This window comes from Acinetobacter sp. TG2027 (assembly GCF_000302435.1).
Taxonomy (GTDB): domain Bacteria; phylum Pseudomonadota; class Gammaproteobacteria; order Pseudomonadales; family Moraxellaceae; genus Acinetobacter; species Acinetobacter pittii.
Genome location: NZ_AMJN01000008.1, coordinates 142,749 through 158,895, shown reverse-complemented (window position 1 = coordinate 158,895; position 16,147 = coordinate 142,749). Strand labels below are relative to the sequence as shown.

Here is a 16,147-nt window from a genome sequence, read left to right as displayed (position 1 = left end):
CTTAAAAAATTGACGTTCTAATCTAATGAAATCATTAGTGTTTTGTATCTATAAAAAAGCCCACTAACTTAGCAGTGGGCAGTTTGAACTAATAAAAGTTATTATTGTGGTCTTGCTACGTCGCCACTTAAAGCTTCTGGTAACTCAAGAACTTGAATCCCTAACTCTTGAAGAGCAGCAGGTTTAGCTATAACTAAAGCAAGATAGCCTTCATCATTTGCAATACTATTGACGACTTCAACATCGTTATTTAATTGAGTTGCTGAAGCAGGTGCTTCACCTGTACCTTGCACAAGATGTAACCAGTGTTTTGGTTTTGCTTTAAACCAAAGACGCGCCACAATTTCTTGGCCTAAGTAACAGCCCTTGTCGTAATTGACGCCTTCGCGTTGATGTAAACGTAATTCCTGTGGTTGGAATTCATGTTCAGTTGTCTGTGTAATCCAAGCTTGACCAGTCATAATGGCTTGTTTTTGCCATTCAGAAATATCAGTTTCAGCAGTAGTGAACTCAGTTTGATGATTCACCACTTTTGGGAACACAGCGCCTTGTTCACTTAAGGTCATTTTTGAAAAGGCGCCATATTTTTTAATGTGCTTGGCAAACTCTTCAGCTTGATCTTGAGTAACTACAATTTCAAAACTTTCAGGATTCATCTTCTTTAGCCATAAGCCAAAATGAATACGACCTTTAAGATCACAAATCGCTGTATAGCGAGTTGTATTTTCAGCTAAACGTTCAGTATCTACAGTAACTTGGCCTTGTAAAAACTTTTGTGCATCTACACCGTTTAAAGCATATGAGGAGAAAGCGAGCAGACTCATGATTAATCTCAAATTCAATATGTTTCTTTATGATTGCTGACTATTTTGCTCCATTTTTACTAAAAAATCAGCCATAGTTTTCGTAATTTGAGTTTGTCCTGAAGTTGGCTTTTTTGTTTAAAAAAACACCAAAAATATACGTTCGGATAAATCGGAAGGTTTAAGCTAATAGCCATAATTTCAATAATTTTAAGGAAATTAAAATAAGGAGAATATGATGGCAACAGGTACAGTGAAATTTCATCGCGTGTTTAAGGCACCAGCCGAGCGAGTTTACCGTGCATTTTTAGATCCAGATGCTTTAGTCAAGTGGTTACCGCCCCACGGTTTTACTGCGAAAGTTCATAGTTTTGATGCAAATATTGGTGGTTCATACAAAATGAGTTTTACCAATTTTTCAACAGGTTCAACACATGCTTTTGGCGGAACATATGTGGAATTAGTTCCAAATGAACTAATTCGCTACAACGATCAATTCGATGACCCAAATTTACCCGGGACTATGCAGGTTACTATTACATTAAAAAGCGTATTGGTAGGTACAGAAGTGCATATTACGCAAGAAGGAATACCGGAAGTTATTCCTGTAGAAGCTTGTTATTTAGGGTGGCAAGAATCCCTATCTTTGCTTACCTTATTGATTGAAGCTGAAATTCCAGATCAATAAAGTTACTCTGCTTTTCTTATAAAAAAGAGTAGGTCGTATGACCTACTCTTAACATAGCTCTAGTTGGTTTTGTTGTTCCAATAGCTTAACTATGGCTGAAAAATCAACTTGTTGTGCGTCGGGTTTGGAAACCTGATTAAACTGTTGCTGAATAAGACTAAAAGCTGGAAGTTCCAAATTATTTTGAGTAACGAGATTTAGTGCAATTCCAATATCCTTTTGTAATAAATCTAATGCAAAAGTTTTTTCAAATTTGCGGTTTAAAACGCGTTGCATCATGATGTGTTCTGAAACATTACTTTTGCCACTAGAGTGGTTAATGCAGTTCATTGCGGAATGTAAATTTACGCCTTGAGATTTAAGGATACTTAACCCCTCTGCTAGCGCCCAAAGATGTGTTGCCATTAATGTGTTATTGATCGCTTTTACTGCAAAGCCAGCACCACTTTCGCCAACATATTCAACTAAATTAGCAAATGCTTGAATGATTGGTTTTGCTCTTTTAAAAGCAGACTCGTTACCTCCGACCATTACCGTGAGAGTTCCTCGTTCAGCCCCAATCGTTTGTCCTGAAACTGGTGCATCTAAATAATCAACTCCACTTAATTTGAGCTGTTGGCTGAGTTTTCTTGCAGTCTCTGGCACACCGCTAGTGCAATCCACCCAAATACAGCCTTGTTTTAGTTGAGAATTCGCAATTAAATTTTCTACATCTTGGCTAGTCGGTAGGCATGAAAAGATAATATCTGCTTGTAGAGCTTGTGTCAGGTCTACAGCCTGCGTACCAAAGGATTGTTCATGTTGCTTTGCTTTAGCAAAAGTACGATTCCAAACATAGACTTGGCTACATACTTGGGTTAAATGGGAAGCCATGTGCCATCCCATTGCACCTAAACCGATAAATGAAACACTTTGAATCAAGGAGTTTCTCCAGAATTAGAGATGTGGGACAGAATTAAGCGGTTCTACTGATTTTTCAATAGATTGACTTTCGGATTTTTCCGTTCTGTTGAGTAATAGGTTAAGCACAATTGCTGCAAGTGTCGCAGTTCCAATACCCCCTAGGTCAAATGGCCCAATATGTAGGCTTAAATTACCAGCACCCATAATCAGGCTGACTGCTGCAATAATTAAAGTACTATTTTTGGTGAAATCAACTTTGTTATCGATCCAAATTTTTGTTCCAGCCACAGTAATTAAACCAAAGACAACAATGGATGCACCGCCTAATAAAGCGACAGGGATGGTACTAATGATTGCTCCAAATTTAGGAGATAGACCGAGTAGAATTGCAAATAGTCCCGCAACCACAAAAATAGTCGTTGAATAGACTTTAGTTACAGCCATTACTCCAATATTTTCAGCATAAGTCGTCATGCCTGTACCACCAACAGAAGCTGATAAACTTGTACAGATACCATCTGCAAAAAAAGCACGCCCCATATATGGCGATAAATTACGTTCTGTCATGGCAGAAACCGCTTTAAAATGTCCCAAGTTTTCAGCGACTAAAATAAGCGCAACAGGTGCAATCAATAAAATAGCTTTGGCATTAAAAACAGGTGAGTGAAAAGTTGGTAGGCCAAACCATGCAGCTTGACTGATCGTATTAAAATCGATGGGTTTGCCTAACCCAAAGATATTGGTGAGTATAAAATAAATAAAATAAGCACTTATGAGTCCGATGAGTAATAGAAGGCGGCGAATCATACCTCTTGTAAAAACAGCAACGGCACTAATGCATAAAATGGTAATGACTGCCATCCACGTGTCAAAGCTATTTGTCGAAACACTTTTAATTGTTACAGGTGCAAGGTTTAAACCAATAATCATGACAATTGCACCAGTGACCACGGGGGGCATGAGTTTTTCAATCCATGCAGTTCCAGTTTTCATCACAATTAAACCGATGCATGCATAAATCAAACCGCAAATGATTGTACCACCCAGCGCCACAGCTAAATTTGGATTTGATCCGACCCCTGCATAGCCTGTTGCTGCTGCGACTGCGCCAATAAAGGCGAAGCTTGATCCAAGATAGCTAGGCATACGCCCACCTGTAATTAAAAAGAACAAGATGGTGCCAATACCAGTAATAAAAATGGTGAGGTTCGGATCAAAGCCCATGAGTAACGGAGCTAAAACAGTTGCTCCGAACATAGCAAAAGCATGTTGTAACCCCAAAACAATACTTTTACCGGGAGGGAGATATTCATCAATTTGTACGGGAGTTTCTAAATTACCTGTGTGCGGCTTAAATTTAGGAAACCAAGATTCTTTTGTTCGCATAACAGATCCTCTTTTTCATTTTTTATCTGCATTAGCATGCTGTTTGTAATTCGCAATAACTGCGGTTGAAGTACATAAGTGCATTAAGTCCACTTTGGTGTTTCATTGCTTTGACCGCACAAAACAAGACGTCATGACTACCGATACTCATGCTTTGTACAATTTCACAATCAAATGACACCAAGGCCTCATTCAAAATCGGAGAACCAGTGAGTAGCTTGCTCCATTCCCCATGGGCAAAGCGTTCTGGCATTGGTGTTTTTCCGCCGAATATTGTAGATAGCGTACTTTGATGGGCAGCTAAAGTATTGACACAAAGCACCTCGTTTTGTTTAAAAGTATTAAAAACTGATGCTGAGCGATTGAGACAAACCAATAGTGTCGGTGGTGTATCGGTTACGCTACATACTGCGGATGCTGTAAAACCAGCCTGTCCCGCAGGTCCATCCGTCGTGATGACATTCACTGCTGCTCCAAGATTTGCCATGCCTTGTCTAAAAGTATGCTGATCTACTTCTAAGTGTGTTGAGCATGTTTGAGCCTGCTGAATAGCAGATGGAGTTAAAACCTGTTTCTCTTCTCTTTTTTGCATGATTGCTCTCCAACCCCAATGCATGATCATTACAATGAATCGAGGCTAAAACATCACATCAGTTATGATGCTGAAGGTTTTTATCAGTGACATCGTTTATCCCACATGGGCAATCGATGCAATTTCAATTAAGGCATCGGGTTTTACCAAGCCGCACTGGATACAAAAGCGAGCAGGTTTGTCACTCGGAAAATATTCTGCATATACCGTATTCACTGCGGTATAGTCCGCCCAATCTTTAATGAAAATGGAATTGAACGTTACGTCATCCATGGTGCCACCCGCAGTTTCAATCACTTTTTTGATTGTTTCTAAAATATGGCGAGTTTGTCCTGCAGCATCACCAATACAAACCACATTATTATTTTCATCAAAAGCCAATGTGCCTGAGACATACACAATATTGTCTGCTTTGGTTGCAGGAACATAGGGTGCAAGTGGTGCCGATGTTCCTTCAGGAATAACAACTTGTTTAGACATAAGATGCTCCAAATCAAAAATTTTAGATAAAATTAAATGTATGAATTAGGCAGATTGCTGTAGCAATGTTGATGCTGAACTAAAGGTTTCAATAAAACTATTGGTGTCAGATACCCAACCAAAAAAAGTTTTAATGTTATATAGGGCTGCGTCATGAGCCTCTTGAGGTCCGGCTTGATAGCAAGCATCTTTAAGTGCAACACCGAAATATTCCAAAAAGAAACCATCACGTAAGGTCGACTCGACACAGACATTGGTGGCAATGCCTACAAACACCAAATTACGAATGCCACGGGCACGTAAAATGCTGTCGAGCGCCGTGTTAAAGAAACCGCTATAACGTGGCTTTTCAATAATGATGTCTTGTGGAAGAGGTTGTAACTCATCAATTAAAGCAAAGTCCCAACCGCCTTTAGATAAAAGTTGACCTTGTAATTCGGGGTGTTTACGCATGGTTTTTAAGGCATTGGATTTATGAAAATTTGGTGAGCCTAAACCACCAGCTTCGACGTAGTTCTTATCCCAACCATTTTGGAAATAGATGACCTGAATCCCTGCAATATGTGCAGCATTGATCGCCTTTTTAATATTTTCGACTACGGGTTTAGTCTTTGAGACATCAAAACCTGCTAAATCTAAATACCCACCTAAAGAGGTGTAGGCATTTTGCATATCAATCACAATAAGCGCAGTTTGTTCTGCTGCTAATTGAATATGTTCAGGTTCGGCTTTCAACACTTTGCCTGTACCAATCTGTGCCGTGAATTCTGCACATACAATATTAGACATTTCATTCATGCGCTTTTCTCCAAAACAGTTGGTTCGGCTTGCTCTGCCAGTTCGGTAACGATACTTTCACGACATTTCATGAACGGTTGAATGCGTTGACCAAAATCTTCTACACCTTGTAAAAAGTCATCAAAGGTCAACAAAATTCCCTCTGTCCCTTTAATCTCGGAAATTTGATCGAGCATTTTTGCGACATTTTTAAAAGAGCCAACAATGGTGCCCATATTGATATTGACGGGAGAAACGCTAGAGGCCATGTGGCGAATATTGGTGTCAGTGCCAGACACTTTATCTTTTGCACCTTGGTCTTGTAGCCAACGAATAGCTTCCATGTCCGCACCGTCGTTATAGTGTTGCCACTTCTGCATTGCAGCTTCATCTGTTTCGGCAGCAATTACCATAAACAACACATAGGTCTGTACATTGCGTCCAGTTTTGTCGGTTTGAGCTTTTAAGCGATCATTAATTTCGGCATAGGCTGTCGGTGTGTTTAAACCTTTTCCGAAAACAAAGTTGTAGTCAGCATATTTTGCGGAAAAAGCTAAACCAGCATCAGACTGTCCTGCACAGATAATTTTCATATCAGCTTGAGGCTGTGGTTTGACCTGACAATCATTCATCTGGAAGAACTCGCCTTTTAGGTCTGACTTCCCAGTTGCCCAAAGTTCACGCAAAACTTCGACATACTCAGATAAGTAGTCATAGCGCCTAGCAAAATATTCATCGCCAAGCCACATACCCATTTGGGAATATTCAGGCATTTGCCATCCAGTCACGACGTTTAATCCAAAGCGACCGTTGGAAATCGAATCTATGGTGGATGCCATACGTGCCACAATTGCAGGAGGCATGACTAGTGTTGCAGCGGTTGCATAAATTTGGATTTTACTGGTGACAGCAGCGAGACCTGCCATGAGGGTAAATGTTTCAAGGTTATAGTCCCAAAACTCAGTTTTTCCACCAAAACCACGCAACTTAATCATGGAAAGGGCAAAGTCAAAACCGTAGTGTTCAGCACGTTGTACAATTTGTTTGTTTAACTCAAAGGTAGGTTTATATTGCGGTGCATTTTCTGAAAGCAGCCAGCCATTATTTCCAATTGGACAAAAAACGCCGATCTTCATCTTGATTCCCCATCGTGAGTTTAGGAAGCTGAACTGAAAGCTATAAACGATATAATTTTCAGTATTTGTTTGTATTTTTAATAATGCATAGCGCGTGCCAACTTTAATATTTATATATTTATCAATGTATTGAATTTATTGTTTGGTATAATTTTTATCAAATGGTAAAAAATAATGCGATTATGCACCAAGGAGGAACTAACTTGCTTCATTGTGCATCATTTGATCAATTTTACTTTTGGAGTGTTTATTACATCCAATTTTATAAAACAGCAGAACAAAAAAAGGCGACATTGAAGTCGCCGTGTAGGACTAAGGTATTTCTCTTTTGAGATTGAAGAGGGTGTTATGGACTTAACTCATTCCACCCGACAAGCTTCTTCAAAATTTAAACGGGGAAGGCGAGTATAAACTTTTTGAGGGTCGCCATAGCCGATGTTAATGATGAGATTAATATGATGATTTGTGCCTGCAAAAAATAGCTCATCAACTTGTTTCGCGTCAAAACCAGACATTGGACCTGTATCTAAACCTAAACTACGACATGCCATAATCAAATATGCAGCTTGTAATGAACTATTACGAAAAGCAGTTTCATGTGCTACGGCTTCACTTGATGTAAACCATGATTTTGCATCAGCATACGGAAATAGTTCTGGCAGTTTGTCATAAAATCTTGCATCGGTTGCAACTAAAACAGTGACAGGAGCTGTCATCGTCTTTTCTACATTGCCAGACGACAATGCTGGCTTGAGTTTTTGTTTAGCTTCAGGTGTTGTTAAAAATACAAAACGAGCAGGACTACAGTTGGCAGAAGTCGGTGCCATTTTGACCAGATCATAAATTTGTTGAATTTGCTCGGGGCTGACGGCTTTGTCTAACCACGTGCTGTGGGTTCTAGCTTCTAAAAAGAGTTGATCTAAAATATTTAATGTTTTTGCTTTCATGATAAGGCCCTAATGCTATGGAAAAATTGAATGAAAGTTTGATTTAGTTGTTGAGATTCGGTCACTGTGGAAGCATGGGCACCAGAGGGTAAAATGCAGAGTTGACCATGACCAAGTTTGGTAAAAAGATCTTGTGATTTATGTGCTGGAACTAAAAAATCATCTTGATTGGCAACGATATGAATTGCAGTGTCTTGCAATGCTTGTAAGTGCTCTGCTTGTAATTGAAAGCGCATCAATGCTTTGAGTCGTGCAAATACATTTGTCTTGGGCGGAAAACCTTGGAGCTGAATATCTTCGGTACTTTTAATGTGGCTATGATTCTGAGAAATCCATGCTGGAGGATACAAAAATAATGCCTGTGCACGTACATAGGCTTCAGCACCCGCAGAGGCTAACAATGCGATACGGGCATCAAAACATTTTTGCGTATGAGCATCTAGCTCATCCCACGCATTAATCAGTGTCAGGCTGAGCATGGTAATTGAGCTAGATTTTAGTTGCTTTGCGAGTTCCATTCCAATGATGCCACCCAAAGCATGCCCGATCATATGGAATTCATGAATTTGAAGATGTTCTAATAAATGTAGTACTTGATTGGCCATGTCACACATATGGTAATGTGAAGGTAATAAAGTACTGTCTTGATGACAGCCTTCTTGGTCATAAGTCACAATGTTGAAATGCGTACTCAACGATTCAAGTTGTGGGCTCCAAAAACTAGCATGACCACCTAACCCAGATGAGAAAATCAAATAAGGGGCATCTTTTTGAGATGAACACGGATAAATATAATATTTCATTTTTTACTATTTGATAAAATAATGAAAAATTCAAAAGCAATTTATATGCCTGAATTAATCAGTAATGGCAAATTGAGACAATATTTAGCACAAAAGATTTAGATTGTAGAGGAAGGCAAATCAATGTGATGATTAAGCCAATGATATTTAGATTGAGCTGAGTAGGTGTCAGAAATGGATATACATATTAAAAGAATTTATGAAACTGCTGAGCCCAGTGATGGAAAGCGAATTTTGGTTGACCGTTTATGGAGTAGGGGAATTAGTAAGGAAAATGCTCATTTGGATTTGTGGCTAAAAGAAATAGCACCTTCGACAGAACTTAGAAAGTGGTTCCATGCTGCAACACCAGATCATTGGGAAGAATTTAAGCAGCGTTATTTAAAAGAGCTTGAAACCAACTCCGCCGTTGAAGAGCTACAACAAATCGCATCAAGGAATACAGTCACACTTTTATATTCAGCAAAAGATGTTGAAAACAATCACGCAATTATTTTGAAGGAATATTTATTAAGTAAAAACTTAAAATAATATATAAATTTTTTTTTGGTAAAAGTCTCTTATTTAAAACTTTAAAAAATGAGTCATTTCTCGCATAATATACTTTTTGAGATTTTTTTCATGTCTTTGCCAAACTGCCCAAAATGCCAATCAGAATATACTTACCAAGATGGCGACTTATTGATTTGTCCTGAATGTTCACATGAGTGGAAAGAAGGAGAAGCATCAGCAACTGAAGAACAAGAAATTATTAAAGATGCAAATGGAAATGTCTTGGCAGATGGTGATAGCGTCACTGTAATTAAAGACTTAAAAATTAAAGGCTCTTCTTCAGTCGTTAAAGTTGGGACAAAGGTAAAAACGATTCGTTTAGTTCCAGATGCAAGTGATGGCCACAATATTGATTGCAAAATTGATGGTATTGGTCAGATGAAACTTAAATCTGAATTTGTAAAAAAAGCTTAAACTGTTAATTATTATTACATTTCAGCAGAGATATACGTTTATATCTCTGCTTTTTAAATTCCTAACATCATTATAATTTTATTACGAAAAAGTATAAAAAATGGACTGTTCAAGGGATATTTACGCCTTTATATTGTCATTAATAACAAATAACTTTCGTCCAGAATAATAACGAAAGTCATACCCACACCAACAAAAAAATGAGGTTCTTATGGCAGGATGGTACGAAATTTCACAAGCGAGTGATGGACAATATCGCTTTATCTTAAAGGCAGGAAATGGTGAGCCTATTTTAAATAGCGAGCTATATAAGGCAAAAGCCTCTGCTGTAAATGGTATTGAGTCAATTCAGAAAAACAGTGGTGATGACGCCCGATATGAGCGTTTAACTGCAAAGAATGGGAAACCTTATTTCAATTTGAAAGCTGCAAATCATCAGATTATTGGTACGAGTCAGTTTTATGCGAGTGAAGCTTCACGAGATAAAGGAATTGAGTCGGTTAAAAACAATGGTTCATCAACGACTGTTAAGGACTTAACGGTTCAGGCATAAAAATTGAGTTAAAAAAAGCAGCTTCGAAAAGCTGCTTTTTATTTATGTATTTATTAACGCGCTAACTTAGCTAAAAGCTCTTCTTTAGTTAAATTGCTCGCTTCAGCATCGCGGCGGCCTTTATATTCAAATGTACCCGCATCAAGACCTTTTTCACCAATCACAATACGGTGTGGAATACCCATTAACTCAAGGTCAGAGAATTTAACGCCTGGGCGTTCATTACGATCATCAAGTAACACATCAAAACCTTGAGCTTGAAGTTCTGCATACAGAGACTCTGCTGCCTCAAGAGTACGTGGTGATTTGTGAGCATTCATTGGAACAATTGCAATTTCAAATGGTGCAATGGCTTGAGGCCAGATAATACCTTTGTCGTCGTAGTTTTGTTCAATTGCAGCTGCAACAACACGCGTTACACCAATACCGTAGCATCCCATAGTTACTGTAAATGGTTTGCCATCTTCACCTAGAACTTTACAGCCTAAAGCTTCAGAGTATTTAGTACCTAGCTGGAAAATATGACCTACTTCGATACCACGTTTAATTTGTAGTGTACCTTTGCCATCTGGAGATGGATCGCCTTCAACCACATTACGTAAGTCAAAAATTTCGCTAATTTGCGCATCACGTTCCCAGTTTACGCCAACCGCATGTTTGTCCGCTTCATTTGCACCAGCAACGAAGTCAGAAAGAACCGATGCAGCACGGTCAACAATTACGGTTAAGCCTTTTTCAACTAAACCTTGTGGACCTGTAAAGCCAGCAGTTAAACCAAATGCTTGAAGTTGTTCTTCAGTTGCAAAAGTAAGAGGTGCAGCAACTAAAGGATGTTTCTCAGCTTTAATCTCATTAAGTTCGTGGTCGCCACGTACAAATAGAGCAACGACAGGAACATTACCTTTTTCATCAGCAATGCCTTGTACCAATAATGCTTTAACAGATTGCTTTGGATCAGCATTTAAGAATTGGCAAACATCATCAATCGTTTTTTGGTTTGGTGTTTCAACCAATTTAAATTCTTGTGTCGGTGCTGCACGTTCACCAACTAAAACAGCCTCAGCCATTTCAACGTTTGCTGCATAATCAGATTCAGTTGAAAATGCGATGTCATCTTCACCACTAGCCGCTAATACGTGGAATTCGTGGGAAGCTGAACCACCAATAGAGCCTGTATCTGCTTGTACTGGGCGGAAATCTAAACCTAAACGAGTGAAAATACGGCTATAAGTGTCGTACATCACATCATAAGTTTCTTGTAATGACTCTTGAGTTGCATGGAAAGAATAAGCATCTTTCATGATGAACTCGCGTGAACGCATTACACCAAAACGTGGACGAATTTCATCACGGAATTTGGTTTGAATTTGATAGAAGTTTACAGGAAGCTGCTTATAACTTTTTAATTCGTTACGCGCCATATCTGTAATAACTTCTTCATGCGTTGGCCCAAGTACAAATGGGTTCGTATGACGATCTTTAAAACGTAATAACTCAGGGCCATATTGTTCATATCGACCTGATTCTTCCCAAAGACTTGCGGGTTGAGTCACGGGCATGAATACTTCCATTGCGCCTGAACGGTTCATTTCTTCACGAACAATCGCATCTACTTTTTTAAGCACACGTGTTCCCATCGGCAGCCATGTATATAAACCAGATGCCAATTTACGAATCATCCCCGCACGTAACATGAGCTGGTGTGAAATCACTTCAGCATCATTTGGGGTTTCTCTCAACGTTGCAAATAAAAAGCGGCTTGCGCGCATGGAAAAAGTCCTAAAAGTTAAGCGTTATAAAAACGCAGATTATACGATAATCGCTGCATTATGACATGAATCGTCGTGTTTGACGCAGCATAAAGTTTTTCAAGTCATCCAGATAAGTGAAAATGACGGGTACAACCACAAGAGTCAACAGAGTAGAGGTTATCACACCACCAATAACCGCATGAGCCATTGGTGCGCTTTGCTCACCGCCTTCGCCGAGACCTAAAGCTAAGGGAACCATCCCCATCACCATAGCACTTGTGGTCATCAAAATTGGACGTAAACGGGTCTTACCAGCTTGTAAAATAGCGTCATAACGACTCACACCCTGATCCATCGCTTTCTTAATAAAATCGATCAGCAAAATCGCATTTTTAGTGACAAGCCCCATCAGCATGATAATACCAATAATCGAAAACAGATTTAGCGTGCTTTGGAACAAAAATAGGGCAAGAAAAACACCAATCAATGACAAAGGTAAAGAGGCCATAATTGCTGCGGGATGAATAAAGCTATTGAACTGAGAACCTAACACGATATAAATAAATACAATCGATAGGGTAATGGCTGTTAATGCGTATCCCGCAGATTCAGCCATATCGGCGTTTGCTCCTTGAGTATCGAATGTATAGCCCGCAGGTAACTTAAATGCCTTTTGCATTTTGTCGATGTCTTGACCAATATCTCCGCTCGGGCGACCAGAGGTATTTGCCTCAATAAGAACCTCACGTTCAAGATCACGTCTGTTAATTTGCGAAGCCCCAAGTTTTTCTTCGGTCGTTGCGACGGCACTCAATGGAACTAATATATTTTGTCCAGCTGCATTGGTTTTATTAGAGTTGATATATAAATTTTGAACATCTTGCGGAAGCATACGTTTATTTTCATTTAAACGTAAATTCACATCATAAGTTTCGCCGTCGCGGTCTTCCCACGTAGTGACATTGTCGCCCGCAATTAATGGTCGAATGGCATTCGCAATTTGGGAAACAGATAAGCCCAAATCACTTGCCAGCACGCGATTAATATGAACACCCAAAGTAGGTTTGGGTTCTTTCAATGAACTTTCTAAATCAACTACGCCTTTAATTTTTTCCATTTCAGCAATAAAGCGATCTGAAATTTTTTGTAGTTCATTTAGGTCAGATCCTTTAATAGAAATCATGATTGGCTTTTGTCCGCCAGAGACAGAGTCTTGTGCTGCGGCAACAGAGGTTACTCGAATACCCGCTACAGTTTGCAAACGATCACGGAACTCATTGTTGAGTGTATTTAGATCTGAGCTACGTTCTTGTTTTGGCTTTAAGGTCACCCCTAAACCAGCATGGTTTTTACCAGAGTCTACTTCACTGTTAACCACGCCATATGTAGAAACCACATCAGGGAATTGTCTAATAATTTGATCGACCTGATGTAATTTGGCTTGGGTATATTCTAAAGAAGAATCTACAGGAGTCTCGAACTGGATACGGACTTCACCTTTATCTGGTGTAGGTACAAATTCGGTTCCAATCAGTTTCGATAGCCCTAATGCAGCAAATAAAGAAGCGATTGCAACAATGACTGTAATGAAACGGAAGCGTAGAGCAAGCTTTAATAGCTTTTCATAAACATGAGTAAGCCGATCTAGCAAATTAGAAATATGGTTAAAAAAACGTTGTAGCCAATTATCTTTTTTCTTTACAGGATCTTTCCAATGAGCTGAAAGCATTGGATCGAGCGTAAAGCTAATAAACATTGAAATTAAAACAGCCGTACTGACCGTTACACCAAATTGATAAAAGAAGCGTCCAATCAGACCACCCATGAAGGCTACGGGTAGAAAGACTGCCACAATAGTAAGCGTGGTTGCGAGTACGGCTAAACCAATTTCTTTTGTCCCTTCAAGAGCAGCAGTCACATGGTCTTTGCCAAGTTCAGTATGTCGGACGATATTTTCCCGAACTACAATTGCATCATCAATGAGTAAACCAATACTGAGTGATAAAGCTAACAGCGTCATCATGTTAATGCTAAACCCAAATGCCCAGATAAAAGTTAAGGTTCCGAGCAAGGTAATCGGTAAGGTTAGACCAGTAATAACTGTAGAGCGGAAAGAGCCTAAAAAGAGTAAAACAATGAGAACTGCTAAAGCAGCACCTTCAATAATGGTTCGAACAACATCTTTGATTGAAGCGCGAATACCTTTAGAGCTATCAGCTACGACTTTGTAATCTAAACCCGCAGGCATTTGATCTTTTAATTTCTCTAACGTTTGATAAGTCTGATCGACGACTTTAATTACATTGGCATCGGAGCTTTTTAAGATATCGACTGAGACCGCAGTTCTTCCATTATAAAAGGCACTCGATTGTAGTTCAGCTTGTGTGTCCTCAACAGTTGCTACTTGCTTTAAAAAAATGGGTGAACCATTTTTATTGGCAATCACCAAATCACCAAATGCAAGGGGATGAATAACTTTCGATTGAATCTGTACAACCAGTTCAGAGTTTTTTTGTTGTAAGGTCCCTGCAGGCACTTCAATATTTTCATTTTTTAAGGTGTTAATGACCTGATCAATACCAATACCGTAACTTTGCAATTGTGCAGGAATAACCTTTATTCGTATTTGCCGTTTAGCGTCGCCCAATAAATTCACATTACCGACACCCGAAACCGTTTTAAGCTGAGGCACAATTTTTTTATCTACATACGAACTTAATTGCGCCAAACTCATGCTGTTTGATTCAAATACAACTGACATGATTGGGCTAGAAGAGGGGTCATAGCGTTGCACAATCGGTGTATCAATTTCATCACGGAACTGCGCTGTGACGGGTGCAATTTTGTCACGAACATCTTGTGCTGCAATCGCCGAAGAAGTATCAAGATTAAACTCGGCAATCACCATTGAAAGGCCTTCACTTGAGCGTGAAGTAATCTGTTTAATTCCTGAAATTGTATTGATTTGATCTTCAAGTTTTTTTGTTATATCTGACTCCACAGCCTCAGGTGACGCACCCGCATATTGTGTGGTGACTACTACGAATGGGAAATCTATATTTGGAAACTCTTCGACAGTCATACGTTTCCAAGAGGCCAACCCGAGTACCATTAAGCTGAGCATCATCATAATGGTAAAAACGGGGTATTTCACACTGATTCGAGTAAACCACATACGCTATTTGCTACCTTATTTATTTTTGTCGGTTGTAACCGTCACTTTTTTATTAATGTCGGAATCTTCAAATTGAATACGGCTGACCAGATCTGTGCTTTGTAAACCTTCGACTAAAGCAATATTGTCGTCATAACGCTGTTCAACCACCCGAATTTTAACTTTTTGAATGGTGTGATTGCGTATTACCCATACAAACGGGTCATGTTGTATATTTTGAATGCTGTCTAAAGGAATAGTTTGGCCTTGATGAGTGTCATTGCGCAGAATGTTTCCATTAATGAAAGCCCCAATACTTAACGAATCAATTTTTTCTTTAGGAGCAGCAAAAAACTCAATTTGTCGACTGTCTTGATCGGCAACAGGTGAAATGCGAGTAAGCGTTGCATTTAGTTGTTTAGAATTGCCCTGAATTTGATATTGAATGTTACTACCGATCTTAAGCGCAGATTGCTGTTCAATTGGCAACTTGGCTTGTATTTCAAGTTGATCAGGATTTACGATTTCAAATAGTGTTTGTCCAACTGAAACAGTTTGACCGGGTTCAACTTGGCGTTTAGTAATCACACCTGAAATTGGACTAGTAATAATTCCGTCTTGATCCGCTTTTTTAGCAATATCAACATTGGCCTGTTGTGCTTTTACACTTTCAAGCTGGCCTTTATAGTCAACCTGACTTTGTTCAAATTCGACACGAGCAATAAAACCTTGATTAAATAATCTTTGTTTTCGGTTCATCAAATTACGAGCAAGTTCAGCCTGTGACTGAGCTGATGCAAGGTTGGCGCGTGCTTGCGCTAATCTTGCAACATTGTCCTGATTATTCAATCTCACCAGAACTTGACCTTTTTGTACCTGTTGGCCGACATTTGCAGTGACATTCGTCGCTGTTGCGCTTACTTGCGCCTGAATGGAACTTTGTTGAACCGCACGAATAGTTCCTGTAAATGCAGTTTGAGAGTCAAGTGCTCCTTGTTTAACTGCAATAAGGTCTTGAGGAATAAGCTCAATTTTGACAGGAGCTGATTCAGTAGTTTTGGTTGTTTCCTGCTGATTACATGCAGCTAAAATTAAACATAAACTAATAATACTCAGTTTAAAAAAAGTAGAAGGGGTGAGATGCATCGTGTGCATACAGCATCATCCTATAATTCAAATTTTATTTTGCCCCTATTCTTGATAAACCT

Annotated in this window: 17 protein-coding genes; 4 read left to right on the top strand and 13 right to left on the bottom strand. The window is 39.2% G+C overall.

What is annotated here, in order from left to right; genetic code table 11:
• Positions 1-101: 101 nt before the first annotated feature.
• Both B806_RS0103810 and B806_RS19165 read right to left on the bottom strand, forming a co-directional pair.
• Complete coding sequence (locus B806_RS0103810) at positions 102-824, bottom strand: folate-binding protein YgfZ (RefSeq protein WP_017385906.1); 723 nt, start codon at positions 822-824, stop codon at positions 102-104.
• Positions 825-883: 59 nt separating this feature from the next.
• Complete coding sequence (locus tag B806_RS19165) at positions 884-1,000, bottom strand: hypothetical protein (RefSeq protein WP_002116161.1); 117 nt, start codon at positions 998-1,000, stop codon at positions 884-886.
• 38 nt (positions 1,001-1,038) lie between these two features.
• Between B806_RS19165 and B806_RS0103805 the strand changes: the two genes are divergently transcribed.
• Complete coding sequence (locus B806_RS0103805) at positions 1,039-1,491, top strand: SRPBCC family protein (protein WP_079380926.1); 453 nt, start codon at positions 1,039-1,041, stop codon at positions 1,489-1,491.
• Positions 1,492-1,539: 48 nt separating this feature from the next.
• Here the strand turns inward: B806_RS0103805 and B806_RS0103800 are convergent, their stop codons facing one another.
• The 8 genes from B806_RS0103800 to rutD all read right to left on the bottom strand — a co-directional run bounded on the left by B806_RS0103800 (position 1,540) and on the right by rutD (position 8,515).
• Positions 1,540-2,412 (bottom strand): NAD(P)-dependent oxidoreductase, encoded by an 873-nt coding sequence (locus B806_RS0103800; RefSeq protein ID WP_017385904.1) that lies wholly within the window; start codon positions 2,410-2,412, stop codon positions 1,540-1,542.
• A 15-nt stretch (positions 2,413-2,427) separates the two neighbouring features.
• A complete protein-coding gene (rutG, locus tag B806_RS0103795) occupies positions 2,428-3,780 on the bottom strand; it encodes a pyrimidine utilization transport protein G (RefSeq protein WP_017385903.1) in 1,353 nt (450 codons plus the stop codon).
• A 31-nt stretch (positions 3,781-3,811) separates the two neighbouring features.
• Entirely contained in the window at positions 3,812-4,402 is a 591-nt protein-coding gene (gene rutF / locus B806_RS0103790; RefSeq protein WP_078210294.1) for an NADH-dependent FMN reductase RutF, read from the bottom strand.
• 66 nt (positions 4,403-4,468) lie between these two features.
• Positions 4,469-4,852: a pyrimidine utilization protein C gene (rutC, locus tag B806_RS0103785; protein WP_017385902.1), complete on the bottom strand. Its 384-nt coding sequence runs from the start codon at positions 4,850-4,852 to the stop codon at positions 4,469-4,471.
• 45 nt (positions 4,853-4,897) lie between these two features.
• Positions 4,898-5,650, bottom strand: coding sequence for a pyrimidine utilization protein B (gene rutB, locus B806_RS0103780; RefSeq protein WP_005064334.1), 753 nt, complete (start codon positions 5,648-5,650; stop codon positions 4,898-4,900).
• On the bottom strand, positions 5,647-6,765 hold the full coding sequence (gene rutA / locus B806_RS0103775) for a pyrimidine utilization protein A (protein ID WP_017385901.1): 1,119 nt from the start codon (positions 6,763-6,765) through the stop codon (positions 5,647-5,649). The genes rutB and rutA overlap by 4 nt, the downstream gene beginning before the upstream one ends.
• Before the next feature lie 359 nt (positions 6,766-7,124).
• On the bottom strand, positions 7,125-7,712 hold the full coding sequence (locus B806_RS0103770) for a malonic semialdehyde reductase (RefSeq protein WP_017385900.1): 588 nt from the start codon (positions 7,710-7,712) through the stop codon (positions 7,125-7,127).
• Positions 7,709-8,515, bottom strand: coding sequence for a pyrimidine utilization protein D (rutD, locus tag B806_RS0103765; RefSeq protein ID WP_017385899.1), 807 nt, complete (start codon positions 8,513-8,515; stop codon positions 7,709-7,711). The genes B806_RS0103770 and rutD overlap by 4 nt, the downstream gene beginning before the upstream one ends.
• Before the next feature lie 174 nt (positions 8,516-8,689).
• On the opposite strand from rutD, the gene B806_RS0103760 reads away from it, so the two are divergent.
• The 3 genes from B806_RS0103760 to B806_RS0103750 all read left to right on the top strand — a co-directional run bounded on the left by B806_RS0103760 (position 8,690) and on the right by B806_RS0103750 (position 10,034).
• The gene (locus tag B806_RS0103760) at positions 8,690-9,046 is read left to right on the top strand and encodes a DUF488 domain-containing protein (protein ID WP_017402634.1); all 357 of its coding nucleotides are present in this window, start codon (positions 8,690-8,692) and stop codon (positions 9,044-9,046) included.
• Between the two features lie 90 nt (positions 9,047-9,136).
• Positions 9,137-9,481 carry a zinc ribbon domain-containing protein YjdM gene (locus B806_RS0103755; RefSeq protein ID WP_002116259.1) on the top strand — a complete coding sequence of 115 codons (345 nt, stop codon included), beginning with the start codon at positions 9,137-9,139 and terminating at the stop codon, positions 9,479-9,481.
• A gap of 211 nt (positions 9,482-9,692) precedes the next feature.
• Positions 9,693-10,034 carry a YegP family protein gene (locus tag B806_RS0103750; protein WP_005064346.1) on the top strand — a complete coding sequence of 114 codons (342 nt, stop codon included), beginning with the start codon at positions 9,693-9,695 and terminating at the stop codon, positions 10,032-10,034.
• Between the two features lie 53 nt (positions 10,035-10,087).
• Here the strand turns inward: B806_RS0103750 and B806_RS0103745 are convergent, their stop codons facing one another.
• The 3 genes from B806_RS0103745 to B806_RS0103735 are packed head-to-tail and all read right to left on the bottom strand — an operon-like array spanning position 10,088 to position 16,085.
• Positions 10,088-11,803 (bottom strand): proline--tRNA ligase, encoded by a 1,716-nt coding sequence (locus B806_RS0103745; protein WP_017385897.1) that lies wholly within the window; start codon positions 11,801-11,803, stop codon positions 10,088-10,090.
• Between the two features lie 58 nt (positions 11,804-11,861).
• Complete coding sequence (locus tag B806_RS0103740) at positions 11,862-14,960, bottom strand: efflux RND transporter permease subunit (protein ID WP_002116481.1); 3,099 nt, start codon at positions 14,958-14,960, stop codon at positions 11,862-11,864.
• Positions 14,961-14,975: 15 nt separating this feature from the next.
• The gene (locus tag B806_RS0103735) at positions 14,976-16,085 is read right to left on the bottom strand and encodes an efflux RND transporter periplasmic adaptor subunit (RefSeq protein ID WP_079380930.1); all 1,110 of its coding nucleotides are present in this window, start codon (positions 16,083-16,085) and stop codon (positions 14,976-14,978) included.
• Between the last annotated feature and the right edge of the window lie 62 nt (positions 16,086-16,147).